Source organism: Chromobacterium sp. S0633, from assembly GCF_024158805.1.
GTDB lineage: Bacteria > Pseudomonadota > Gammaproteobacteria > Burkholderiales > Chromobacteriaceae > Chromobacterium.
This window is the reverse complement of the sequence record NZ_JAMZGH010000025.1, coordinates 1-23761: the sequence shown is the minus strand read 5'-3', so window position 1 is coordinate 23761 and position 23761 is coordinate 1. Positions and strand designations below refer to the sequence as shown.

The window sequence follows — 23761 nt, the reverse complement described above, 5'->3', positions numbered from 1 at the left end:
TTTTTATCGTCTGCTAAGCGATTTGCGCTTGGCGTTTTATGTTCAGGCGTTTTGTTTGTTGCTGAATATTTAGCATTTTACCCGAAAATCAGATGCGCTTGAATGGCGGCAGCGAGGCGAGCAGCCGCTTGCCGTAGCTTTGTTTTTGCAAGCGGTTGTCCAGAATGGTGACGCGGCCGTAGTCGCGTTCGGTGCGGATCAGCCGGCCCACGGCCTGGACCAGCTTGATCGAAGCTTCCGGCACCGTGATCTCGATGAAGGGATTGCCGCCGCGTTTCTCTATCCAGCGCGACAGGGTTTTGCCCACCGGATCGTCCGGCATTGCGAACGGCAGTTTGGCAATAATCACGTGCACGCAGCTTTCGCCGGGCAGGTCCAGGCCTTCGGAGAAGGAATCCAGGCCGAAGATCACGCTGGGTTCGCTCTGTTTCAGCCGCTGATGGTGCTGTTCTATCAGCAGGCTCTTGGGGATTTCGCCCTGAATCAGCAGCCGCTCGCGCAGCGCGGCCGGCAGGCCGGCGGCGACCTCCTGCATTTGTTTGCGGGAGGAGAACAGCACCAGGGTGCCGACCGGTTCTTTCACATCGATCAGCTTGGGCAGCCATTCCACGATTTCGCGGGTATGGCCGCCGGCGTCCTTGGGGCTGGCCAGCATCGGCGGCAGATACAGCTCGCCCTGCTCGTCGAAATTGAAAGGGGAGTCCAGCGCCACGCAGCTGACTTCCGGCATCCATTTCAGGCCGGTCTGCGACAGCAGCAGGTCGAATTCGCCCAGCGAGCGCAGCGTGGCCGAGGTCAGGATGGCGCCGGCGGCGCGGCGCCACAGCGTGGCGGCCAGGCTGGCGGCGGCGCTGACCGGCGAGGCGGAGAACAGGTAATCGCCCTTGCCCTCGGCGCGGCGGGTGATCCATTTGGCGATGGGCGGGCTGGCGGGCTCGGTTTCTTTTTCAAACAACTCCCACACCGCCAGCAGTTGTTCGGCGCGCGCGGTCAGAAAGCCCAGGTCGGAGGCGGTCTTGTCGACTTGCGCCGCTTCGCCGCCCTTGTCCTTGCGCGCCTCGCCCAGCGCGTCGGTCAGCAGGCTCAGCTGTTTGAACAGCGAGCGGGCCGAGGTGGCCATATTGGCGGTGGGGCCCTGGAAGCGTTCCGGCAGCACGCCGTCCTCTATCAGCCAGGTGGGCTCCAGATTGTCGCTGGAGGCGGCCAGCGCGTCTTCGCCCTCCAGCAGCCACAGCCACTCGGTCAGCGTTTCGGAGCAGGCGCTGGCGGCTTCTATCGCCTGGCTGACGATGTCCACCTTGTCTGTCAGCGCCTCCACGCGGATGGCGGCGGCGGCCACTTTGTCCAGCCAGGACATGGCCTGAGCCAGCGAATGTTCGGCGGAAAACTGGTTAACCGCCTTTTTGGCCAGGTGGTGCGCCTCGTCGATACAGTAGTAACTTTCTTCCGGCGCCGGCAGGATGACGCCGCCGCCCATGGACACGTCGGCCAGCATCAGGTCGTGGTTGGCCACCACCACGTCCACGTTTTCCAGCACGTCGCGCGCCAGATAGAACGGGCATTCCGGCCGGTTGGGACAGGCGGCTTTCAAACAGCCGTGGCGGTCGTTGGTGACGCGCGACCACAGGCCGTCCTCTATCACGCTTTCCCAGGCGTCGCGGTCGCCGTTCCAGCGGCGGTAATAGAAGGCGTCGGCCAGCTGGCGCAGGGTTTCGATTTCGCCGGCTTCCGGCTTGCGGTCCCATAGCGCCAGCGTCGGGTCCAGGTCCAGCAGCTGGCCTTGGGCGTTCTCGGCGGTCAGCGCGTAAATGCGCTGCGGACACAGATAGCGGCCGCGGCCCTTGGCCAGGGCGAAGGTCAGCGGCAGGCCGCTGTTTTCGACGACGAAGGGCAGGTCGCGGTTGACCAGCTGCTCTTGCAGGGCGACGGTGGCGCTGGTGACCACCAGCTTCTTGGCGCGGGATTTGGCCATCACGCCGCCGGCCAGCAGATAGGCCAGGCTTTTGCCGACCCCGGTGGGGCCTTCGATCACGGCGATGCTTTCGCCGGCGCGCTCCGGCCAGTCGTCGCCTTCCTTGTCCTTGCTGCGCGACAGCGCGTTGGCGATCTCCGCCAGCATGCGGCGTTGCGCGGCGCGCGGGCGGAAGCCCGGCAAGTTGTCGGCTATGGTCCGGTAATGGTCGCGAATCGCGTCTTTTTCAGCAGGGGTCAGCATGGCGGCGATTGTACCGCAAGGGGGCGGCCTTGTCTGGCCGCGCCAAGCCGGGCGTCGAATATGGGGAAATCCTGATGTGCGACTGCAAAATGACGGCGACGCGCGGATGTGGATAGGATAGGCAAATATAAAAACAAGCGAAATTGCGCGAGCGACTTAGGCAGACAAATCCATCAATAACAGCGCAAAGCAATATCAACAGGAGAAACCCGATCATGACACCCGTTAGCCGAGTGCTGGTGGTCAGCGACGATGCCAAATGGCAGGCCGATGTGCTGGCCGGACTGGGCGCCGCCGCTGTGCGGCTGGAAAACCCCTACGGCCTGACTTTCGTCGGCGTCGCGCGCAGTCAGGACGCGTTGGATCAGATCGCCCGAGACGGCGACGTCCAGGTGGTGCTGGTGGACAAGCAGTTGCAGGAGAAGGGCGTCAGTCAGGCGGCGGCGCAGCTGGCCAACCGCATCAGCGCCTTCCGTCCGGAAATTTCGCTGTATGTCTTATTGTTCGACGACGACGAGCGCGCGCTGGTGGAAGACCTGGCCAGCCACGCGGTGGACGGCTATTTCTATCGCGACGAGCTGGATTTCCACGGCTGGTTCCGCATTTTGTCGGCGGAGCTGGCGGAAAAGTCCGCGACGCCGTTCTACGACAAGCTCAAGCAATACGTGCGCATGGCCAAGGATTCCTGGCACACGCCGGGCCATTCCGGCGGCGATTCCTTGAAAGGCAGCCCCTGGGTCGGCGATTTTCACGACTTCGTCGGCGAGAGCATGCTGCGCGCCGACCTGTCGGTGTCGGTGCCGATGCTGGATTCGCTGCTGCACCCCACCGGGGTGATAGAGGAGGCGCAGATGCTGGCGGCCAAGGCCTTCGGCGCCAAGCGCACCTACTTCGCCACCAACGGCACCTCCACCTCCAACAAGGTGATCTTCCAGACCTTGCTGGCGCCCGGCGACAAGCTGCTGCTGGACCGCAATTGTCACAAATCGGTGCATCACGGCGTGATCCTGTCCGGCGCGCTGCCGGTGTATCTGGATTCCTCGATCAACAAGCAGTTCGGCATTTTCGGACCGGTGCCCAAGGAAACCATCTTCGCCGCGATCGACGCCAACCCCGACGCGCGGGTGCTGATCCTGACTTCCTGCACCTATGACGGCCTGCGTTACGATCTGAAGCCCATCATCGAAGCCGCGCACGAGCAGGGCATCAAGGTCATCGTCGACGAGGCCTGGTACGGCTTCGCCCGTTTCCACCCGGCGTTCCGGCCGACGGCGCTGGAGTCCGGCGCCGACTATGTGACCCAGAGCACGCACAAGGTGCTGTCGGCGTTCTCCCAGGCCAGCATGATTCACGTCAACGACCCCGGCTTCGACGCGCATCTGTTCCGCGAGAACTTCAATATGCACGCGTCGACCAGCCCGCAGTACAACCTGATCGCCAGCCTGGACGTGGCGCGCAAACAGGCGGTGATGGAGGGCTACCGGCTGCTGGACCGCACGCTGAAGCTGGCGCAGGAGTTGCGCGACAAGATCAACTCCACCGGCGCTTTCCGGGTGCTGGAACTGTCGGACCTATTGCCGGAGGAGGTGAGGGAGGACGGCATCCAGCTGGACCCGACCAAGCTGACCGTGGACATCACCCAGTCCGGCTTCACCGCGGACGAATTGCAGCAGGCGCTGTTCGAGCGCTACAACATCCAGGTGGAGAAATCCACGTTCAGCACCATCACCCTGCTGCTGACCCTGGGCACCACCCGCAGCAAGGTGTCGCGGCTTTATGACGCCATGCTGCGGTTGGCCAAGGAAAAGCGTCCGCCGCGACCGCTGGGAAGGATGCCGGAGATTCCGCGTTTCTCCCGTCTGGCCAGCTTGCCGCGCGACGCTTTTTACGAGGCCGGCGAGCGCTTGCCGCTGCTGGACGACGACGGCCGCCCCAACGCGGCCCTGGTCGGACGGGTCTGCTGCGACCAGATCGTGCCGTATCCGCCCGGCATTCCGGTGCTGGTGCCCGGCCAGGTGATAGACGACACCATTCTCGCGTATTTGGCGCGGCTGCAAAAAACCCAGAAATCCATAGAAATGCACGGTTTGGCCGAGGATGGCGGCGAGTTTTTGCTGCGAGTGCTCAAAGAAGGGGAGCTGGCGCAACTGCCTGGACGCGCCTTGTTCAAATGAATGCTTGTCAGACAGGCTGATTTCCGATAAATATAAGTCTTGTCGCAATTATGTAAATCATGCGCTTTGCGTAGGCATGCTTGCGACGCCTGTGAATGACTTGAGACCAGCGTGTAGTAATGTGCCATCGCGCATGAAGGACACTGAAACGGTGTCGAACGCGCGGTGGCTTTTTTTTTGAAATGGAGCACCATGACGTCCCCTAGGCATTACTTGCAATTCAGCGACCTGACCCACGAGGAATACCGCCATCTCTTCGAGCGCAGCAAGGTCCTGAAACGACGACGTAGCGACGGTCAGCTGTACCAGCCGCTCGTCGGCAAGGTGATGTCCATGGTGTTCGAGAAAAACTCCACCCGCACCCGCGTTTCTTTCGAAGCGGGCATGGCGCAACTGGGCGGCCACGCGATGTTCCTGGACTCGCAAAGCTCGCAGATGGGCCGCGGCGAGCCCATCGAGGACACCGCCCGCGTGCTGTCCCGGATGAGCGACATCATCATGATCCGCACCTATGAGCAGGCGCTGGTGCAGCGGCTGGCCGCGCATTCCAAGGTGCCGGTGATCAACGGCCTGACCAACGAATACCACCCGTGCCAGATTCTGGCGGACATCTTCACCTATATCGAGCAGCGCGGCTCGATCAAGGGCAAGACCGTGGCCTGGATAGGCGACGGCAACAATGTCTGCCGCACCTGGCTGCAGGCGGCTCGCATCCTGGGCTTCAAGCTCAAGGTGGCGACGCCGGTGGGCTTCGAGCTCAAGGCCTTGGACGGCCAGCATTACGGCCCCGAGCACTTCGAACCCAGCCACAACGCCAGCCATGCGGCGACAGGCGCGGACCTGGTGACCACCGATGTGTTCACCAGCATGGGTTTCGAGGCGGAGAAGGAAGCGCGGCTGGAAGCCTTCCGCGACTACCAAGTGACGCCGGAGCTGATGAAGCTGGCCAAGCCGGACGCCTTGTTCATGCACTGTTTGCCGGCGCACCGGGGCGAGGAAGTGGCCGCCGCGGTGATAGACGGGCCGCAGAGCGTGGTCTGGGACGAGGCGGAAAACCGCATGCACGTGCAGAAGGCGCTGATCGAGTTCCTGCTGCTGGGCCAGCGCTACGACTGAACTGACGACGCGGGCGAGCCCGCCGTTTACGCGATTCGGCAAGGCCGCGCCAGGCGCGGGCCGGATCCGGCAATCAATGGATTTGAAAGAATACAAAATGTCTGACATCAAGAAAGTGGTACTGGCTTACTCCGGCGGTCTGGATACTTCGGTAATTCTCAAGTGGCTGCAGGATACCTATCAATGCGAGGTGGTGACCTTCACCGCCGACATCGGCCAGGGCGAAGAAGTGGAACCGGCGCGCAAGAAGGCGGTGTCGCTGGGCATCAAGCCGGAAAACATCTTCATTGACGATCTGCGCGAGGAATTTGTCCGCGATTTCGTGTTCCCGATGTTCCGCGCCAACGCCGTTTACGAAGGCGAATACCTGCTGGGCACCTCGATCGCGCGGCCGCTGATCGCCAAGCGCCAGATCGAGATCGCCAATCAGGTGGGCGCCGACGCGGTGTCGCACGGCGCCACCGGCAAGGGCAACGATCAGGTGCGCTTCGAGCTGGGCTATTACGCGCTGAAGCCGGACGTCAAGGTGATCGCGCCGTGGCGGGAATGGGATCTGCTGTCGCGGGAAAAACTGCTGAACTACGCGGAAACCCACGGCATCGACATCAGCAAGAAGAAGAACGGCGGCAGCCCGTATTCGATGGACGCCAACCTGCTGCACATCTCCTATGAAGGCACGGTGCTGGAAGACCCGGCGGCGGAGCCGGAAGAAGATATGTGGTTGTGGACGGTGAGCCCGGAGAACGCGCCGGATCAGGCCGAATACATCGAGCTGAGCTATGAGAAGGGCGACATCACCGCGATCAACGGTGTGGCGATGAGCCCGGCCCAGGTGCTGACCGAGCTGAACCGCCTGGGCGGCAAGCACGGCATCGGCCGGCTGGACATCGTGGAAAACCGCTATGTGGGCATGAAGTCCCGCGGCTGCTACGAAACCCCGGGCGGCTCCATCATGTTGAAGGCGCACCGCGCGATCGAATCCATCACCCTGGACCGCGAAGTGGCCCATCTGAAGGACGAACTGATGCCCAAGTACGCCAAGCTGGTCTACACCGGCTACTGGTGGAGCCCGGAGCGTCTGATGCTGCAAGGCATGATCGACGCTTCCCAGGCCACGGTCAACGGCTGGGTGCGGTTGAAGCTGTACAAGGGCAATGTGATCGTGGTGGGCCGCGAATCCAAGACCGACTCGCTGTTCGACCCCGCCATCGCCACCTTCGATGAAGACGGCGGCGCCTACAATCACGCCGACGCGGCCGGTTTCATCCGCCTGAACGCGTTGCGGATGCGGATTGCCGGCAACGCCAAACAGAAACGCGGCTAAAGCGCCGCGTTGGACCCCAAAAGCCCCCGCAGGGGGCTTTTTTTAATGACGCAAAATATGGAAACCAATCATCGATCCAATGCCTGGATCCCCTGGGCCTTCGTGTTGCTGTGGAGCACCGGCTTCATCGGCGCCAAACTAGGCCTGCCTTTCATCGGCCCGTTCACCTTTTTGGCGATACGGATGGGTCTGACCCTGCTGTGCTTCGGCGCGCTGATCGCCTGCTTCCGGCCCGCCTGGCCGGGCCTGGCGGCGGCCAAGCACCAATGGGCTTGCGGCGCGATGCTACACGGCCTTTATCTGGGCGCCAGCTTCGCCGGCATCAAGCTGGCGGTGCCGGCCGGCATCACCGCGCTGATCGTCGGCCTGCAGCCGATACTGACTGCGATACTGAGCTGGCTGATGGGCGAGCAGCGGCTGAGCCGCATGCAATGGCTGGGCCTGGCGATAGGTTTTGGCGGCGCGCTGCTGGTGGTGCTGGGCGGCAAGGGCTTGCAGTTAGGCGCCAATCCCGGCCTGTGGCTGACCGCGCTGGCCTTGTGCGCGATCACCGCCGGCACCTTGTACCAGAAACGCTTCGGCCAGGGCGTGCATCCGTTGACCGGCGCCTTCCATCAATACCTGGCCGCCTTCCTGATTACCGGCGCGCTGGCCCTGGGGCTGGAGCGCGGCGAGGCCATCCACTGGAACGCGCAACTGGCGCTGGCCCTGGGCTGGAGCGTGCTGGCGCTGTCGGTGCTGGCCATCCTGCTGCTGATGCGCATGCTGAAGGACGGCGATGTCAGCAAGGTGGCCAGCTATTTCTATCTGACGCCGGGCCTGGCCGCGGTGCAGGCCTGGTGGCTGTTCGACGAGCAATTGAGTCTGCTGGCGGTGGGCGGCATGCTGTTGGCCGCGCTGGGCGTCGCCCTGGTGCTGCAGAGGTTGCGCTGGCGCCGATAGCCGCGCGCGGGCATTGAGCCGGAGGGCGATGGCGAGTATCTTATTACGGCCAGGCGGGGCGCATCGCTAAGACCCCGCCGGTCCGTGATCTGCTGTGGACGCAAAGGACAACAAGTGTCGGAAGAACAATTCACCAATATTTCCATGATCGTGTGCCTGGGCGGCCTGATCATTTTCATGGGCTTCATCATCTGGGACCTGGGCAAGAAGGCTCAGGCCGGCAAGATGGGCATGTTCATCCTGTTCCTGGTACTGGGCTTCGGCGTGTCCGGCTTCCTGTTCAAGAACGTGCTGGTGGAGTTCCTGATCCAGAAGTAAGAACCTGTTTACGATCTGCTGCGCTTCGTGAATCTTGGCACGGTGAGTACCACTTCGAAATGCTCATATACCCTCTGTACATTCCGCTTTCTCAGCGGTTTTCGCCTTGTCTCGCTCTGGCTCGCGAGATCGTAAACACGTTCTAAGACCCGCGATACCGCGAACAGCCGGCAAGCTTGCTTGCCGGCTTTTTTATTGTGTCGCCGGGAAGCTGCGCGATTTTGCGCGCGGCGCTTGGTTGGGAGGGGGTTCTTAGTCGGTATAGCGCAGGGCGATGGCGCGGAAGGTTTCCGTCATGCTCAGGAAGGCGGCGACGATGTCCGGGTCGAAATGCTTGCCGCTGCCTTCGCGGATGATGGCGACCGCCTGCTCATGGGGGAAGGGGGGCTTGTAGACGCGGCGGGATATCAGGGCGTCGTAGACGTCCGCCACCGCCATCAGCCGGGCGGACACCGGAATGTCGTCGCCGGTCAGGCCCTGGGGGTAGCCGCTGCCGTCCCATTTCTCCTGATGACTGTAGGCGATCTCCTTGGCGTGGCGCAGAAAGCTGCTGGGAGAGTCCAGCAGCCGCTCCGCCGCGGCGATGGTGTCGCGTCCCAGCGTGGTGTGGGTTTTCATGATTTCGAACTCTTCCGGCGTCAGCTTGCCCGGTTTGAGCAGGATGTCGTCCGGAATGCCCACCTTGCCGATATCGTGCAGGGGCGCGGATTTGAACAGTTCCTGGATGGTCTCCTCTTCCAGCACGGCCTGGAAGCGCGGGTGATTGCGCAGTTGGGTGCACAGGGCGAGCACGTAGTTCTGGGTCCGGCGCAGATGGTTGCCGGTTTCATGGTCGCGGGTTTCCGCCAGCGAGGCCAGCGCCAGGATGGTGACGTCCTGAACCACTTGCACTTCGTGGATGCGGCGTTCCACTTCGGTTTGCAGGAAGGCGGCCTTGTCTTCCAGAAAGTCGGCGGCGGCCTTGAGCCTCAGATGGGTTTTGACCCGGGCCAGCACGATGGGCGGCGAGATGGGCTTGATGATGTAATCCACCGCGCCGGCGTCGAAGCCGGCCTGTTCGTTCTCGTTCTCGCCCATCGCGGTCAGAAAGATCACCGGGATGCGCGCGGTGCGCGGGTTGGCCTTGACCTGGCGGCACGTCTCGAAGCCGCCGATGCCGGGCATCATCACATCCAAGAGCAGCAGGTCCGGCAGCGCGTCGCCTTCCAGCAGTTCCAGCGCGCGCTCGCCGCTGTTGGCGATTTGGGTCCGATAATGGTCTTTCAGCAAGCCATACAGCAAGGTGAGGTTTTCTGGGGTGTCGTCCACGATCAGAACGGTCTGACGCGGGGCCGCCGGGGCGGAGTCCGTCATCTTATGTCCTCCGGCAAGGGGATGCGCTGGGCGGCCGCGGCGTGGCGCAACAGTGTCAGCGCGTTGACGAAGTCAAAGTGGTTCAGCGCTTTTTCGAAGTCGGCGAATTCATCGGGGCCGAACAGGGCGCGCAGCGCCGGCGTCTGTTGCAGGAACAGTTCCAGCGCGTCGCCGTCGCTGGCGGCCAGCAGGGCGGCCAGTTGTTGCAGCAGCGCCGGGTCGGCCGGCGCGTCCGCCGTCGGCGCGCCGGCGCCGGATAAGCGGTCTTCCGCTTCCAGACCGGCGCGCAGCGCCGTCATCACCTGTTCCAGCGCCTGTTCCAGCGGCGCCAGATGAATGGCGCCGCGCGCGCGCAAATCCCGCTCCAGCACGGTGGCCGCCTCCTGCAACTGCACGCAGCCCACATTGCCGCTGACGCCTTTGAGCGTGTGCACGGTGCGTTCGGCCTGGACGTAGTCGCCGATTTCCAGCGCCGCGGACAGCCGCGCGGCGGCGTCCGCTTCCTCGGCGATGAATTGGCGCAGCAGGTGCAGATACAGCTCGCGCTTGCCGGCCACGCGTTTCAAGCCGGCCTGTTGATCCAGGCCGGGGATGTCCGGCAGCGCCAGCGCGGACGAGGCGGCGCGGTGGATCTCCGCGCCCGGCGGTATCGGCTTCACCCAGCGCAGCAGGGTCTGGAACATCGTATGCGGGTCTATCGGCTTGGCGATGTAGTCGTCCATGCCGGCGCTCATGCAGTCCTCCCGCTCCTCAGACAGCGCGTCGGCCGTCATCGCCAGCACCGGCAAGGAGGCGAACTGGGGATCGGCCTTGATCTGCCGGGTGGCCGAGATGCCGTCCAGCACCGGCATCTGCACATCCATCAATACCGCGTCGAAGCCTTGCGGCCCCATCGCGGCCAGACGCGCCAGCGCTTCGCCGCCGTGATTGGCCAAGGTTACCAGCGCGCCCGCGTCGCCCAGCAGTTCCACGGCGATCTGCTGATTCACCAGATTGTCTTCCACCAAGAGCAGGCGCACGCCGTCCAGCCGCGGCAATTCCTCGGTCAGCGCCACCAGGCCGTGATCCCGCTGCGGTCCGAACATCGCCAGCACCACGTCGTAGAGCGAGGACAGGCTGACGGGCTTGATCAGGACCGCGTCGCAGCCGCTCAGCTCGCCCTGGGCGCGCACGTCGTCGCGGCCGAAGGCGGTGGCCAGCACCACCTTGATGCTGCGGCTGATGCTGCGAATCTGGGAGATGGTTTCCACCCCGTTCATGCCCGGCATCATCCAGTCCACGAAGACCGCGTCGAAAGGCCGGTCCAGATTGGCCTGGGCGATCGCCGCCACCGCCTCCGGCCCGGAGGCGCAGGCGTGGGCGTAGAAGCCCAGCGAGCGCAGCTGGTCGGACAGGATGTCCCGCGCCGAGGCGTTGTCGTCCACCACCAGCACGCGCAGGCCCTTGATCTCTCCGGGCAGGCCCTGGCGGCGGGTGTCCACGGCGGAGGAGACGCCCAGCCAGGCGTTGAACATGAACAGACTGCCCCAGCCGGGGGCGGATTCCACCCGGATGGAGCCGCCCATCAGCTCCACCAGCCGCTTGGCGATGGTCAGGCCCAGGCCGGTGCCGCCAAAACGGCGGGTGGTGGAGCCGTCCGCCTGGCTGAACGGCTGGAACAGCCGCGCCGCCTGTTCCTCGCTCATGCCGATGCCGGTGTCGTGCACGCAGAAACGCAGCTGGACCTTGTCGCCCACTTGTTCCAGCCGGCTGATGATGATGGCCACTTGGCCCTTTTCCGTGAACTTGATCGCGTTATTGCTCAAATTGATCAGCACCTGGCTGAGCCGCAGGGCGTCGCCCACCAGCCCCTTGGGCACGTCCGACCCCACTTCGAACAGCAATTCCAGCGATTTGTCCGTCGCCTTTTGCGCCACCAGCGAGGACACCGCCTCCAGCACATCGTCCAGCCAGAACGGTTCGGCCTCCATTTCCAGCTTGCCGGCCTCCACCTTGGAGAAGTCCAGGATGTCGTTGATGATGCCCAGCAGGGAGGTGCCGGCGTTGTGGATTTTGTTGACGTAGTCGCGCTGTTGCCCGCTCAGCTTGGTTTTAAGCGCCAGATAGGACATGCCGATGATGGCGTTCATCGGGGTGCGGATTTCATGGCTCATATTGGCCAGGAACATCGATTTGGCCTGGGTGGCGTCTTCCGCCTGCTGCTTGGCCACGCGCAATTGCCCGGCGGTGTCCGCCAGCCGTGCGTAAAGCAGGCCGTTTTCCAGCAGCAGGATGATCAGCACGAAGCTGGCGGACAAGAGGCCGTAGCCGCGGCCGGCGTAAAAGCCCAGGTCGAAGCGGCTGGCGTTGAGCATGGCGGACAGGGCGATGTCGCACAGCCAGGCCGTCATCACCACCGCCAGCCAGACATCCAGCAAGGTGCGCGTCCAGCGCCGCAGCAAGAGCAGCAGCGCCAGCGCGCTGAAGCCCCAAACCGCGGACACCACGCCGAACATGATGGGGGTGTAGCGGCTGCCTTGCATGATGGGGGGAAACCAGGGGTGGCCCAGCGTGGCCAGCGCCGTCAGCGCCGCCATCAGCGCCAGCGAGCCGGCGACGCAGCCCAGCACCGCCGGCAGCGCGCTGGCGAAGCGCTTGGGGCCGTCGTTGCGCTGGGCGAGCAGCGCGTAGGCCAGCACCATCAGCGGAAAGCCGCCGTGCCAGAACATATACATCCAGGCCGTGGTCTGCGGCCCGGCGCCCAGCAGGCCGCCCGGCGCGAACACGCCGGGGAAGGTCAGCGAATGCGCCATCGCCATCAGCGCGGTGAACAAATAGCCCGTCGCCAAGGCCAGCAGGGCGCGAGCGCGCAAGATCGCGTACTGGCCGAACAACAGCGCCGCGGTTACCAGATCGCAGACCGCCATCGCCGCCTGATAGGCGGGAATGAAGGCGGGCACCTTGGGCAGGGGCAGCTTGGCGAAGGGCAGCGCGCAGACGAAGACCAGCATGGATACCACGATGGCGGCCAGGGCCAGCCGGCGCTGCGCGTGGCTGGGCGGCAGCGTGGACAGAAACTCGAAGGCGTCGTTGCCGGAGGCGGGAGTTTGCTGCATGCGCCAAAGCTCCATTGATCAACGGATTTGGTGTTTATGAATTAATCATATTTTGCTGTTTTATAGCATATGCACTCGTAAGCAGGGAGTGGAATGTCCATTGCGTATCCACGCATGCCGGAGACGCCGCGGGGACCGGCGGGCATGGGGGCGCGCCGCCGGATCGGCGCTGTCGCGGAGCGCGGACTTTGACCGGCGGGCTCAGGGCGCCAGCGGCGCCACGCCGGCGTAGACCTTGCGCAGCGCGGCGCGGACGTCGTCCAGCCGCTGCTCGCCCTTGGGCGTTTTGGCGGTTTGCATGCAGAGCCGTTTGGGCGCGCCGTCCACGGTCAGCGCGTCGCAACCGGCGCGGCCGGCCGCCGCCATCGCGTCGCTGTCGCCGTAAAGCAGCCGGCCGTCCACCAGCACCGCGGCCACGTCGCGCAGTCTGGCGTCCAGCAGCGCCTGGCCGGGGGCGGCGGCGCGGCTGGACAGGATGACGACGTCGGCTTTCAGGCCGGCGCGCAGTTCGCCGATGTAGTCGTCCAGGGCCAGCGCCCGCGCCGGGTGGCGGGTGATCATGGCCACCCAGTCCCGTTCCCGGATCGCGCTTTGGAATTGCCGGCGGTTGATGCTTTCCGCCACGCGCAGTTCGTCGAACAGATTGTCGCTGCCGGTGGGGTTCCAATCCACGCCCAGCGAGACCGGCACGCCGTGGCGCAAGGCGAGGTCGACGCGGGTGGTGCGGCCGTACAGGGCCAGATTGCTTTGCGGGGACCAGATCAGCTTGCTGCCCGCCGCGCCCATCTGGCGGAACTCCTCGTCGCCGAAGGCGGTGCCGTGGATGACGGCGGTGCCGGGGGCGAGCAGGCCCTTGGCCTTGAGCGTGGAGAATTCCGCCAGCGCGTCGGCGTCCACGCCTTCGGCGACGTGGATCAGGAAGGCGTCGGTCGCGTTCCAGTCGATCTTGGGCGCGCCGCCGACGTCCAGGATGAAGGTGCGGACGTGGGCGGAAGAGACCGGCAGGCCGGACTGGGGGTTCTCCGCATTGCGGATCAGCCCTTGCAGGCAGCGGCCGGCGGGCGAGCCCTGTATGGTGGTGACGCCGCTGATCAGCGCCTTGGCCTCGCCGTATTTCACCATTTCGCAGATCAGGCCGCTTTTCTTCAATTGATCGTAGGGGCGTTTGAAGGTTTTGTAGGCGGCGGCGCGCTGCCATTGCCCGCGGTTCTGGTAGAGCTTGGGCGGCGTCCACTTGGGCAGCGCGTTGTAGGCCACGTGGTTGTGGGCGTCGATGAAGCCGGGAAAGACGTAGCCCTCGCTCACGTCCAGCACGGTGGCGCCGGGGGGCTCGGCGCAGTCCGCGCCGGCGCAGACGATGCGGTCGCCGGCCAGCACCAGCCGGCCGTCGCTCTCTTGTTCCGCCAGCACCAGGCGGCCGCGTATCACCAAGTGTTCGTCGTCGCCCGGCGTCACCGTCACCCCGGCGTGGGCCGGCAACAGCACGGCGGCGCACAGCAGCCATCCCAGGCTTTTCATTTGCTTCTCCCGCCGGTTCAGCCCTGGTCCGCCTGCGCCGTCCACAGAATGGAGGCGTTGGCGGCCGGGGTTTTCAGTTTGGCCTGGCCCTTGATCACCCGCGTGGCCATATCGCCCTGGCCCAGCCAGGCCGGCATGCCGAAGGGCAGGTCCGCGGCGGGAATCCGCGCCAGATCCTGCTCGCGAAAGCCCGTCAGCTCATAGGGCGTGGGGTCCGGCGCAAGGCCGGGGTCCGGGTTCAGCAAGGGCGCCAGCGCGGCCAGGGTCTGGTTCCAGGATTTGAGCAGCGCGCCGGGCGAGCGCGCGGTGGGATGCTGCGGCTGGAACAGCCGCTGCGCGGCCTTGAAGGACGCCGCGCCGGGCCAGTCGTCCAGCACCTTGGCCGCCGCCTTGCCAAAGCCGATCACCGCTTGCAGGCCGGGTTGCTTGAGCTGGTCCAGCAATTGATTGCGCCAGGCGCGCACGGCGGCCTGGTCCATGAAGCCGGCCATCTCGGCGTCGAACTGGCCGTAAATGCTGTACAGGCTGGCGTTGACGATCACGTAGGAACGGTCCAGGCCCAGCTTGCGCAAAAAGCCCTGCACCCGCTGGCCGGCGGTGCCGACCATGGCGCGGCGCGTCAGGTTTTCATCGGCGGACGGGTCCTGTCCCACGATCAGCACCTTGGCGCTGCCGTCCAGGCGGCCGCGGTAGTAGACGGGGCCCCATTCCAGGCGGAATTTGGCCGGGAGAGCCTGATAGCTTGCCAGCGGAGCGTGCTCGAACAGCGAGGAGAAAGGCGGGGGCGGCCCGGGGTCCCAGAGCATGTGCTTTCCTTTGAACCTGTTGGCGGAGCCCGTTGACTGCGGGCCGGCTCGGAGGGCCGCGCGGCGGGTGTTTGAGGTATATGCGATCAAGCGCGCGAATGAAATACGTAAAACCCGCTAGCGGGACATCCTGGCGTCATCTTGCCGCGGCAAGATCGACGTTTTGACTGTCTTGATCAACACCGGAGAACGCCATGGATCGCCGCCGTTTTTTGAAAACCTCGCTTGCCGGAGGCGGCCTGTTGCTGGCCGGGCCGGCGCTGGCCGCACCGGCCGTCGTCACCTCGGACCGTTTGCGCCCGCTGATGAATTCCGGCATCCAGATCGGTGACGCGAGCGCGGACCGCGCCATTGTCTGGGCGCGCTCCGACCGGACCGCGCGCCTGGTGGTGGAGTGGGACCGCAGCGAGCGCTTCGCCAGCCCGCGCCAGGTGCGGGGCCCCTGGGCGACCGAGGCCGGCGACTTCACCGCGCGCGTGGATCTGAGCGGCCTGCCGGCCGGCGAGCGGCTGTATGTGAGAGCGCGTTTTGAAGACGCGGTCCATCCGCGGGCCTGGTCCGAGCCGGTGACAGGGAGCTTTCGCACTGTGGCGGAAACGGCGCGCGATCTGCGCTTCGTCTGGTCCGGCGACACCGCCGGCCAGGGCTACGGCATCAATCCGGACTGGGGCGGAATGCGCATTTACGAAACCATGCGCCGGCAGCGGCCGGATTTCTTCGTGCATTGCGGCGACACCATTTACGCAGACGGCCCGATGGCGGCCGAGACGGCGGTGGAGGGCGGCAAGATCTGGCGCAATCTGCTGACGCCGGAAGTGAGCAAGGTGGCGGAGACGCTGGACGAATACCGTGGCCGCTACCGCTACAACCTGATGGACGCCAATGTGAGGCGCTTTGCCGCCGAGGTGCCGCAGATCTGGCAATGGGACGACCACGAGGTGGTCAACAATTGGTCCGACGGCAAGGACTTGTCCGCCGACCCGCGTTACCGCGAGAAAAACATCGGCGTGTTGCAGGCGCGCGCCACCCGCGCCTTTCTGGAGTACGCGCCGCTGCGGCTTCACGGCAACGGCGAGGACGAGCGGGTCTACCGCCATCTGCCGCAAGGGCCGTTGCTGGATGTCTTCGTGCTGGACATGCGCAGCTATCGCGACGCCAACGGCGCCAATCTGCAGCGGGAGAGCGATCCGGGCGCGAACTTCATGGGCCGGGCGCAGCTGCAATGGCTGTTGGAAGGCTTGCAGGCTTCCAAGGGCGTCTGGAAGGCGGTGATGGCGGACATGCCGCTGGGCCTGCAGGTGGCCGACGGCAAGAACGCGGACGGCAGCGCGCGCTGGGAGGCGATGGCCAACGGCGACCACGGCCGGCCGCTGGGGCGCGAACTGGAGCTGGCCTGGCTGCTGGGCGAGATCAAGCGCCGCGATATCCGCAACGTGGTGTGGTTCACCGCCGACGTGCATTACACCGCCGCCCATCATTACCATCCGGAACGCGCCGCCTTCGCGGACTTCAATCCGTTCTGGGAGTTCGTCTCCGGTCCGTTGAACGCCGGCACCTTCGGTCCCAATCCGCTGGACATGACTTTCGGCCCCAAGGTGGTGTACCAGAAGGCGCCGGAGACGCAGAACCTGTCGCCGCTGGCCGGCATGCAGTTCTTCGGCCAGGTGGACATAGACGCCCGCAGCCGCGCGATGACGGTGAGGCTGAAGGACGTGGCCGGCCAGACCTTGTTTACTCAGGAGCTGGCGCCGGCCTAGTTGCGACGCCCATCGCGCGCTTGACGCTATTTCCTGGGATTCAATAGAATACATACGTATGTATTCAATGAGCCGGGAGGCATCGTGAGCAAACCCAGATCCATCGATCGCAATCAGGTGTTGGACGCGGCGGAAGAGATCATAGAACGCAAGGGGGCGGCCGCCCTCACCATAGACGCCGTGGCCAAGGCCGTGGGCATCAGCAAGGGCGGGGTCCAGTCCTGTTTCGGCGCCAAGCGCAATCTGGTCAACGCCATGTTGGAGCGCTGGGGCAAGCACTACGACGCGTGCTTCGAGAAAACCGCGGGCGTCGCTGCCGAACAGCTGTCCAGCGTCGAGCAAGTCAAAACCCATGTCCGCATCACCGCGACGGAAGAGGCCTTGATCGCCCGCGCCGCCTGCCATCTGAGCGCCATGCTGGAGTCCAAGGATCAGAAAGACTGGGTGCGGGCCTGGCATGCCGAGCGCTTGGGCAAGCTGGACGTGGCCACCGAGGAGGGCCGCCGCGCGCGCGTGGCCTATCTGGCGGTGGAAGGGGCGTTCATGCTGCGCTACTTTGGCCTGGCCGAGATGAGCGAGCAGGAGTGGCGGGACGCGTTCCAAGATATCGAGCGATTGGCGGAGCGCTGAAGACGTTCTTGGCGCGCTCATTATCAAGTGGGCCGCCGCAGGGTTTTTCCGTTCTTGCCCGAGGGCGCGTAAACAGGCTCCGGGCGTGTGCCGCGACGGCTGAACGGGCTTTGATGATTGAGTCGGGGAAGGGGCGTTTAAAGATGCTTAGCTGGGTGTTGTTGCTGTTTGCCAGCGGTTTGGAAGTACTGTGGGCCGCGGGTTTGAAGCGCTCGGAAAGCGCATTGGAATGGTTGGCGACCATTGTTTGCATCATCGGCAGTTTCTCCTTGCTGGTGCTGGCGACCAAGAGAATGGGCGCGTCGACCGCCTATGTGTTTTTCGTGATCTTCGGAACCGTAGGCGCTTATCTGTTGGATGTGGCCTTGTTCGGCAAGCCGTTCAGTCCGGTGGCGATGCTGGCGATTGCGGTGATCCTGTTTTCGGTGGTGCAACTCAAGCAAGTGAAAGACTGAAATGGACTGGCTTTATCTGTTGGCGGCGGGCGTGCTGGAAATTCTGGTGGTGGTGGGGATACGGGACATCGCGCTGAAGCGGTATGTCAGGGGCTGCGCGCTGTATGCGACGGGCTTGAGCAGCTCCTTGTTCCTTCTCTATCTGGCGATGAAAACCATAGACATGTCTATTGCTTACGCCGCTTATACCGGGATTGGCGTGGTGGGCACGGTGGTGACCGGCATCCTGTTCTGGGGCGATAAAAAGAGCAATAAAAAGCTTGCCTATCTGTCGCTGCTGGTCGCGTCCATCGTTGTGCTCAAGACCGCCGGTTAGCGACGACGGCCGTGCGGGATCATGGTTGAGCGGCGGGCGCGAGTCCGCCGTCCAGCCGCGCCAGGATGCGGTAGGCGGCGCTCACTCGCTCGGCCAGCGGATAGGACTTGTTGGCCAAGAGCACGATGCCCAGTCGTTTTTCCGGGATATAGGCGGCGTAAGCCGAAAAGCCGTTGGTGGACCCGGTCTTGTTGATGAAGGCCCGCGTTTGCGGCGGCAGCGGCGGATCCAGGCGCTGCGCCGGCATGCCCTGATAGATGTAGGCGGGGGCATTGCCGCTCAGCAGCCGCGGCAGGTCCACCGGATACGGGTATTGTTCCCAGATCAGGCCTTGGGTCAGCACCCCGGCGCGGTAGTAGCCGATATGGGTGTCCTCGAGCGCGGCCCGCAGCTTGGGCGCCATGGGCAGCAGGCCCATATTGGCGTTGAGGAAGCGCGCCAGGTCGGCGGCGCTGGACCTGACGCCGTAGGCCTCGTCCGCCAGCAGGGCCGGAGTCAGCCGCGCGGGCCTGTCGTTCTTGTCGTAGCCCTGGGCGTAGTCGCGCATTCTCTGGGCGGGGACGTTGACGAAGCTGCTGTCCATGCCCAGCTTGGCGAAGATCCTGCCTTCCACCGCCGCCGCGTAGGGCATGCGCATGCTGGCGGCGGCGATCTGGCCCAGGACGCCGATGCCGATATTGGAATAGACCCGCTGCCCGCCCGCCGGCTGCCTGGGGCGCCAGCGCCGCATGAATCGCCGCAATGTGCCGGCGTTGTCGACGTCGTCCGGCACGAACAAGGGCAGGCCTGAGGTCTGAGTGCCCAGGTTCAGCAGCGTGACCCGTTCCAGGCCGCCGCCGGCCAGCGCCGGCAGGTGCTGGGTCACGGGGTCGGCCAGCGAGAGCCGGCCTTCGGCCTGAGCATAGCTGGCCAGCGCGGCGGTGAAGGTTTTGCTGAGCGAGCCGATCTCGAACAGTGTGGCGCGCGTTACCGGCCTATGGTCGGCCTTGGAGGCGACGCCGTAGTTGTAAACCTGAACGCCGCTGTCGACGGCGAGGCCCACCGCCATGCCGGGGATGCCGTGCTTGCGCATCAGCGCCGGGATTTCCGCGTCGACGGCGGCTTGGGGCGAAGGCGCGGCGGCCAGGGCGTGGGCGGATAGCGCGGCGCAGGCCAGCAGCAGGACGCGGCGATTCATTGCGGGCATGACGATGCCTCCTTGTCGATGAGGATGTGGGAAAAGAAGGGGCGGCGCGAGTCATGGCGTCTGCGCGTCGCCAGGGCCGCTTGGCGTCTGTTCAAGGCCCCGCGAGCGAGGCGAGGCCTTGCGTCCGATCAAGCCGCATGCGCCTGGGCGATAGGGGGATTTCGAAACGGCGTCTGCCGCATCGGGCCCCGCGACGCGCGGCGAATCGCAAGCGGCTTTCTTAGGAGCGGTTCAGCGCCAGCAGCAACTGGTTCACGCCGTCGCTCATCGCCTGGTAGCGGGTCTGCTTGCCGCGGGTCAGCGCCACCCATACCGCGGTCTGCCGCTGGGGATCGATGGCGACGTAGCTGAAAAAGCCGCCGCCGCCGGCGGTTTTTTGCAGGAAGGGCCGGGTGTCCGGCTGTTCGTGCATCGCCACCCAGCCCAGGCCCAGCGCGTCGGCCTTGCCGGGCACGTCCATGCCGGCGAGGCTGCGCAATTCGGCGCGCTGATAGCGCATCTGGAAGGTTTGCTGGTACAGGCGCTTGCGCTGCTCGCTTTGCGGCCGCACCAGGTCCTGCAGCCAGCGTTGCATGTCGGCGGCGGTGGAATAGACGCCGCCGCTGCCTATGGCCGCGCTGGTGTTGACGCAGGGACTGGCCTCCACGCCGCGCAGCAGGCGCGCGCATTGGGCGGGGCTGGGGCTGAAGGTGGTGTCGCGCATGGCCAGCGGCCCGGTGACGGTGTCGCGCAGCAGCGCCGGATAGGGTTTGCCGGCGGCGACGGCCAGCGCGTCGGCCAGGTAGTCGTAAGCCAGATTGGAGTATTGCGCGCTCTGACCCGGCGCGAAGCGGGCCTTGGTCTTGGCCAGCCAGCGCCAGCGCTGCTGCTGATTGGGCCAGACGAAAACCGGCGTGTCGCGCGGCTTGACGCCCGGCAGTTCGCGCGGGAAGCCGCTGGTGTGGGTGGCCAGGTGGAGCAGGGTGATGGGCTGGCCGGCCAGGGCCTTGGACTGCGCGCTTCCCGCCGGCGCGAACTTCCGCAGCGGATCGTCCAGCTTGAGCCGTTGGTCCAGGACCATGGCCGCCAGCACTTCGCTGGTCATCAGCTTGCTGAGGCTGGCGATGCGCAGCAGCGAATTGGCGTCCGGCGTCTGGCGGCTGCCCGGGCGGGTTTCTCCGTAAAAGCGTTGCAGGCCGCCTTGTTTGTCGACGACCACCATCACCATGCCCACCGCCTGGCTATCCTTGAAAATCCGCTCGGCGTGCTGGTTCAGTTGGGCGATGGGCATGGCGGCCTGGCTCAAGGCCGGCAGGGCGGCCAGGGCCAGGCTGATGAATCCCTTTGTTCTCATTGATCTTGCTTTCCCTTGGATGAGGCGGCGCGCCGGCGGCGCCGTCAGATGGCGTGCATTTTAGGGGGGAGGCGGTGGACGGCATAGCGCGCAATATGTAACGACTGTAACCAGAGCCGCCGACCCAGTCCGAAAGTACAGGCACGCCCGGTTTTCAAGATGCTATTACTGGCTAGTCGAAGTCCCTATCGCCGCCATTATCGGCCCCGCCTCGTCCGCGCCAAGGCGCCCGCCCCTGATTGACGACTTAGTGGCTGTTTGTTCGCCCGCGCCGCCGCGCGGGGGAGGAGAGATCCATGCGCAATCACGCAATCATCACCTCAAGCCAGGGGTAGAACCGCTGGCAAAACCCGCTTGAACGCGCCAGCCCGCGCGCCGCGCCGGCGTCATGCCGTTTGCGCGGGTTTTGTCAGCTGCTGTTGCCGTAGGGAGGTCGCCGGCCTTGGGCCCGCGCCTGGGCAGCTGACTCACTTTGGAGGAAAGCGTCATGCCATCAGTCAATCAGTTCGCCTATGTGCCCAACACCAGCACGTATAAGTTCGCCTATGGCGGCTCCATTCCCAATATGTCGATCGCCAATATGCCCAGCGACACCAATTGGGCGCGCTGGACCATGCTCAACGACGGCGAGTATTACCGGATGTATTTCTTCAAGGGCAGCAGCGCGGACACCTTGTACCAGGCCGCGTTCAATCCGGCCACGTCCAAGTACGAGTTCGGCTTCCACTCCATCCCGGAGTTGAAGATCACCGGCGCGCCGCCGGACGCGGACGCCAGCAGCGTGTCCATGCTCTACGACAGCAGCACCAGCACCTATCGCTTGTATTTGCGGCGCCTGGGCGCGCCCACGGTGCTGTACCAGTTCGGTTTCAACCGCTCCACCAACCACTATGAGTACGGCTACAACTCCATTCCCACCCTGAACGTCACCGGCGCGCCGGGAGACACCGACTTCCACCGCTGGTCGATGTTGTTCGACGGCAGCACGTACCGCTTGTACGCCTTCAAGGTGGGCAGCGTGGACACCTTCTACCAGTTCGGCTACAACCCGCAGACCCAGGCCTACCAATACGGTCACGATTCCATTCCCATCCTGACCCTGGTGGGCACGCCGGCCAACAGCAATCTGACCAGCATGTCGATGTTGTTCGGCCAGGGCGATTACCGCTTCTACTTCCAGACCTTGTAAGCGCGCGGCGGGCAAGGGCGGCGGACGGCCGGAACGGCGGTCCGCCGGCGGCTTCAGTCCCGCAAATCCACGATGGGCGGCGTCTTGCTGGTGACGGGGTCCAGCCGCCATCGCGCCCGCGCGGCCAAGCCGAGCGCGAAGGCGCCGTCATCTGGCGCCAGGCCCAGCAAAGCCGCCAGGCGCGCGCGCAAGGCCGCTTCCGGGCCGGCGTCCAGATGTTCGGCCAAGAGCAGGGTCAGCCGCTCGCGGCCGGCCGGGTCGCGGTCCAGCTGGATCTGGAAAGCGTGCTCCGCGCCGGCCAGTTGCGCGAAATCGTCCAACTCGTACGTGGTTTCATTGAGGCGGAAGGACCGGCCGTCGCGGCCGCGCAATTCCAGCCAGCGTTCGCCGTCGCACTCCACCCAGCGGCCGATATCGCCCAGGCAGTAACGGAACACCGGGAAGCGCCGCCGCCAGGCGTTGCTGACCGCGATGCGGCCGTAACCGGCGGCGTCCGGTTGCAGGATCTCCGCCGCCACCCGAGGCAGCACCCGGAACAGGCCGGGGCGGCGGCTGGCGTCGCTCCAGGCCCAGATGCCGGTTTCCGCGCCGCCGTACAGCGACCAGACCTGGGCCGCGCCCAGCGCGGCGCGCAGCCGCGCCAGCGTGGACGCGTGCAGGGTTTCGCCGGCGTACAGCAGCTGCGGAATCTCCAGCCGCTCGCCGGCGGTTTCCAGATGGGCGGCGAACAAGGCCAGCCGCGACGGGGTGCCCAGCACGTGGCTGGGGCGGAATCGCCGCGCCGCGGCCAGGATGTCGGCGTCGGCGGCGTGGGCGCTCATCGGCAGCGTGGTGGCCTGACAACGTTCCAGCACATCGTCGACGATGGCCGCGGTGCGGTAGAGATTGGCGTAGCCGAACAGGTTCAAGGCGATGCTGGCGGGACCGAACACCCCGTCGGCGCGCAGCCGGTCCGCCAGCGCCTGCCGCTGGGCCAGGTTTTCCGCAATGTCCACCGGGAAGATCAGCGCCGCCCGGGTGCTGCCGCCGGAGCGCACCAGATAGAGGCCGGACGCTTCCCGCTCCGGCGAAAACGTCTCCAGCGCGGCTTGCAGCGTCGCCTTCTCCAGCGGCGGCGCGTCTTCGGCGCAAGCCACGCCGCGGTAAAGCGTGCGATAGAAGGGGTGGGCGCGGGCCAGTTCGAAGCACTCGCGCAGCAAGGCCTGCTGGCGGGCCGGCGCGGGCGGCTGGGCGGGCGGCGCCTTCATGCCGGCAGCCTGGCCGCGTCCATCGGCGTCAGCCCCAGCTGGATCAGCAGCGGACGGTGGCGGCTCAGGAAGGCGCGCCGCTGCGCCGCGTCCGGCAGCGCTTCTTGCGCGTAGTCCAGCCAGCGCTGCGCCAGCATGCGAGCCAGGCGCAATTCGTCCGCGTCCTGGCTGCCCGCGTAGCGCAGCACCGTGGGCGGGGTGGCCAGCAGCCGCCAGTCCCGGCACGGCCGGTGCGACAGGCTGTCCGCCAGAATGCGGAAGCGGATCAGCGGCGCGGACAGCAGGCCGGCGCGTCCGCCGTGCGCGACGATCTCTTTCAGTACCCGGTACCAGAAATCGATGCCCTCGTTCAGCCGCGCGCCGGCCACATAGCGTTGCGTCAGCAGCCATTGCCGTCGCGCGGCCACATTGCTGGCCCGGCCCATGAAGAAGTCCGGGTGGCCGGCGGTGCGCAGCGGTCGGGGCAGCAGGAAGGCTTCGTCCTCCAAAGGCTCCAGTTCTGCGCGCAAGGCGTCCAGCTGCGGAAAGCGTTCCTCAGGCGGCGCGCTGTCGTAGCCCAGCACCGCCAGGTCCAGCCGGTGCTCGTTCATTTTCTGCTCCAGCAAGCGCAGGCAGTCCGGCCGGTAGCAGTCGTCGGCGTCCAGGAAGCTCACCAGTTCGCCGCCGGCCCGCGCCAGGCCGGCGTTGCGCGCCGCGCCGGGGCCGCTGTTGCGCGGCAGCCGCAGCAGCACGCTGCGGGTACGGCTCAAATCCTGGGCGTGGTGGCGCAAGGCCTGCTCCGCCGCCT

The 23761-nt window shown here is 65.4% G+C and carries 19 protein-coding genes; 10 read left to right on the top strand and 9 right to left on the bottom strand.

The window, feature by feature from the left end; genetic code table 11:
• Positions 1–88 precede the first annotated feature (88 nt).
• Positions 89–2215, bottom strand: a complete 2127-nt coding sequence (gene dinG / locus NK214_RS15405) for an ATP-dependent DNA helicase DinG (protein WP_253314920.1) — start codon at positions 2213–2215, stop codon at positions 89–91.
• A gap of 215 nt (positions 2216–2430) precedes the next feature.
• Between dinG and NK214_RS15400 the strand changes: the two genes are divergently transcribed.
• From NK214_RS15400 to NK214_RS15380, 5 genes are all read left to right on the top strand, one after another.
• Positions 2431–4389 carry an aminotransferase class I/II-fold pyridoxal phosphate-dependent enzyme gene (locus tag NK214_RS15400; protein WP_107799424.1) on the top strand — a complete coding sequence of 653 codons (1959 nt, stop codon included), beginning with the start codon at positions 2431–2433 and terminating at the stop codon, positions 4387–4389.
• 192 nt (positions 4390–4581) lie between these two features.
• The gene (gene argF / locus NK214_RS15395) at positions 4582–5505 is read left to right on the top strand and encodes an ornithine carbamoyltransferase (RefSeq protein ID WP_253314919.1); all 924 of its coding nucleotides are present in this window, start codon (positions 4582–4584) and stop codon (positions 5503–5505) included.
• A 97-nt stretch (positions 5506–5602) separates the two neighbouring features.
• The gene (locus NK214_RS15390; RefSeq protein WP_107801798.1) at positions 5603–6829 is read left to right on the top strand and encodes an argininosuccinate synthase; all 1227 of its coding nucleotides are present in this window, start codon (positions 5603–5605) and stop codon (positions 6827–6829) included.
• Positions 6830–6874: 45 nt separating this feature from the next.
• A complete protein-coding gene (locus NK214_RS15385; RefSeq protein ID WP_253314918.1) occupies positions 6875–7771 on the top strand; it encodes a DMT family transporter in 897 nt (298 codons plus the stop codon).
• A 114-nt stretch (positions 7772–7885) separates the two neighbouring features.
• Positions 7886–8089 (top strand): DUF2788 domain-containing protein, encoded by a 204-nt coding sequence (locus NK214_RS15380; RefSeq protein ID WP_019099892.1) that lies wholly within the window; start codon positions 7886–7888, stop codon positions 8087–8089.
• A gap of 252 nt (positions 8090–8341) precedes the next feature.
• On the opposite strand, the gene NK214_RS15375 is transcribed toward NK214_RS15380, so the two are convergent.
• The 4 genes from NK214_RS15375 to NK214_RS15360 all read right to left on the bottom strand — a co-directional run bounded on the left by NK214_RS15375 (position 8342) and on the right by NK214_RS15360 (position 14861).
• Positions 8342–9442, bottom strand: coding sequence for a two-component system response regulator (locus NK214_RS15375; RefSeq protein WP_107799581.1), 1101 nt, complete (start codon positions 9440–9442; stop codon positions 8342–8344).
• Complete coding sequence (locus NK214_RS15370; protein WP_253314917.1) at positions 9439–12537, bottom strand: response regulator; 3099 nt, start codon at positions 12535–12537, stop codon at positions 9439–9441. The genes NK214_RS15375 and NK214_RS15370 overlap by 4 nt, the downstream gene beginning before the upstream one ends.
• Positions 12538–12738: 201 nt before the next feature.
• Entirely contained in the window at positions 12739–14055 is a 1317-nt protein-coding gene (locus tag NK214_RS15365; RefSeq protein WP_253314916.1) for an amidohydrolase family protein, read from the bottom strand.
• A gap of 17 nt (positions 14056–14072) precedes the next feature.
• Positions 14073–14861: a uracil-DNA glycosylase family protein gene (locus NK214_RS15360; protein ID WP_107799578.1), complete on the bottom strand. Its 789-nt coding sequence runs from the start codon at positions 14859–14861 to the stop codon at positions 14073–14075.
• Positions 14862–15055: 194 nt separating this feature from the next.
• On the opposite strand from NK214_RS15360, the gene NK214_RS15355 reads away from it, so the two are divergent.
• From NK214_RS15355 to NK214_RS15340, 4 genes are all read left to right on the top strand, one after another.
• Complete coding sequence (locus NK214_RS15355) at positions 15056–16618, top strand: alkaline phosphatase (RefSeq protein ID WP_253314915.1); 1563 nt, start codon at positions 15056–15058, stop codon at positions 16616–16618.
• Between the two features lie 84 nt (positions 16619–16702).
• Complete coding sequence (locus tag NK214_RS15350) at positions 16703–17248, top strand: TetR/AcrR family transcriptional regulator (RefSeq protein WP_227103543.1); 546 nt, start codon at positions 16703–16705, stop codon at positions 17246–17248.
• 143 nt (positions 17249–17391) lie between these two features.
• Positions 17392–17703 carry a multidrug efflux SMR transporter gene (locus tag NK214_RS15345; protein WP_235088289.1) on the top strand — a complete coding sequence of 104 codons (312 nt, stop codon included), beginning with the start codon at positions 17392–17394 and terminating at the stop codon, positions 17701–17703.
• A gap of 1 nt (position 17704) precedes the next feature.
• Positions 17705–18019 (top strand): multidrug efflux SMR transporter, encoded by a 315-nt coding sequence (locus NK214_RS15340; protein WP_227103540.1) that lies wholly within the window; start codon positions 17705–17707, stop codon positions 18017–18019.
• Positions 18020–18038: 19 nt separating this feature from the next.
• On the opposite strand, the gene ampC is transcribed toward NK214_RS15340, so the two are convergent.
• Complete coding sequence (gene ampC, locus NK214_RS15335; protein WP_253314914.1) at positions 18039–19205, bottom strand: class C beta-lactamase; 1167 nt, start codon at positions 19203–19205, stop codon at positions 18039–18041.
• Between the two features lie 220 nt (positions 19206–19425).
• On the bottom strand, positions 19426–20538 hold the full coding sequence (gene ampH, locus NK214_RS15330; RefSeq protein ID WP_253314913.1) for a D-alanyl-D-alanine-carboxypeptidase/endopeptidase AmpH: 1113 nt from the start codon (positions 20536–20538) through the stop codon (positions 19426–19428).
• Positions 20539–21025: 487 nt separating this feature from the next.
• Here ampH and NK214_RS15325 point away from each other — a divergent pair, with 487 nt between their 5' ends.
• A complete protein-coding gene (locus NK214_RS15325; RefSeq protein WP_107799571.1) occupies positions 21026–21727 on the top strand; it encodes a hypothetical protein in 702 nt (233 codons plus the stop codon).
• 53 nt (positions 21728–21780) lie between these two features.
• Here the strand turns inward: NK214_RS15325 and NK214_RS15320 are convergent, their stop codons facing one another.
• Together NK214_RS15320 and NK214_RS25115 are read right to left on the bottom strand one after the other, a co-directional pair.
• Positions 21781–22974: a hypothetical protein gene (locus tag NK214_RS15320; RefSeq protein WP_253314912.1), complete on the bottom strand. Its 1194-nt coding sequence runs from the start codon at positions 22972–22974 to the stop codon at positions 21781–21783.
• A partial coding sequence (locus NK214_RS25115) for a glycosyltransferase family 2 protein (RefSeq protein ID WP_305883558.1) occupies positions 22971–23761 on the bottom strand: 791 nt, incomplete at its 5' end. The genes NK214_RS25115 and NK214_RS15320, both read right to left, overlap by 4 nt.

Coding starts and splice junctions, on each gene's coding strand:
- NK214_RS15355 (WP_253314915.1), top strand. CDS start 15,056: ATGGATCGCCGCCGTTTTTTGAAAACCTCGCTTGCCGGAGGCGGCCTG.
- NK214_RS15340 (WP_227103540.1), top strand. CDS start 17,705: ATGGACTGGCTTTATCTGTTGGCGGCGGGCGTGCTGGAAATTCTGGTG.
- argF (WP_253314919.1), top strand. CDS start 4,582: ATGACGTCCCCTAGGCATTACTTGCAATTCAGCGACCTGACCCACGAG.
- ampC (WP_253314914.1), bottom strand. CDS start 19,205: ATGCCCGCAATGAATCGCCGCGTCCTGCTGCTGGCCTGCGCCGCGCTA.
- NK214_RS15325 (WP_107799571.1), top strand. CDS start 21,026: ATGCCATCAGTCAATCAGTTCGCCTATGTGCCCAACACCAGCACGTAT.
- NK214_RS15375 (WP_107799581.1), bottom strand. CDS start 9,442: ATGACGGACTCCGCCCCGGCGGCCCCGCGTCAGACCGTTCTGATCGTG.
- NK214_RS15365 (WP_253314916.1), bottom strand. CDS start 14,055: ATGAAAAGCCTGGGATGGCTGCTGTGCGCCGCCGTGCTGTTGCCGGCC.
- NK214_RS15385 (WP_253314918.1), top strand. CDS start 6,875: ATGACGCAAAATATGGAAACCAATCATCGATCCAATGCCTGGATCCCC.
- NK214_RS15320 (WP_253314912.1), bottom strand. CDS start 22,974: ATGAAGGCGCCGCCCGCCCAGCCGCCCGCGCCGGCCCGCCAGCAGGCC.
- NK214_RS15390 (WP_107801798.1), top strand. CDS start 5,603: ATGTCTGACATCAAGAAAGTGGTACTGGCTTACTCCGGCGGTCTGGAT.
- ampH (WP_253314913.1), bottom strand. CDS start 20,538: ATGAGAACAAAGGGATTCATCAGCCTGGCCCTGGCCGCCCTGCCGGCC.
- NK214_RS15400 (WP_107799424.1), top strand. CDS start 2,431: ATGACACCCGTTAGCCGAGTGCTGGTGGTCAGCGACGATGCCAAATGG.
- NK214_RS15345 (WP_235088289.1), top strand. CDS start 17,392: ATGCTTAGCTGGGTGTTGTTGCTGTTTGCCAGCGGTTTGGAAGTACTG.
- NK214_RS15360 (WP_107799578.1), bottom strand. CDS start 14,861: ATGCTCTGGGACCCCGGGCCGCCCCCGCCTTTCTCCTCGCTGTTCGAG.
- dinG (WP_253314920.1), bottom strand. CDS start 2,215: ATGCTGACCCCTGCTGAAAAAGACGCGATTCGCGACCATTACCGGACC.
- NK214_RS15370 (WP_253314917.1), bottom strand. CDS start 12,537: ATGCAGCAAACTCCCGCCTCCGGCAACGACGCCTTCGAGTTTCTGTCC.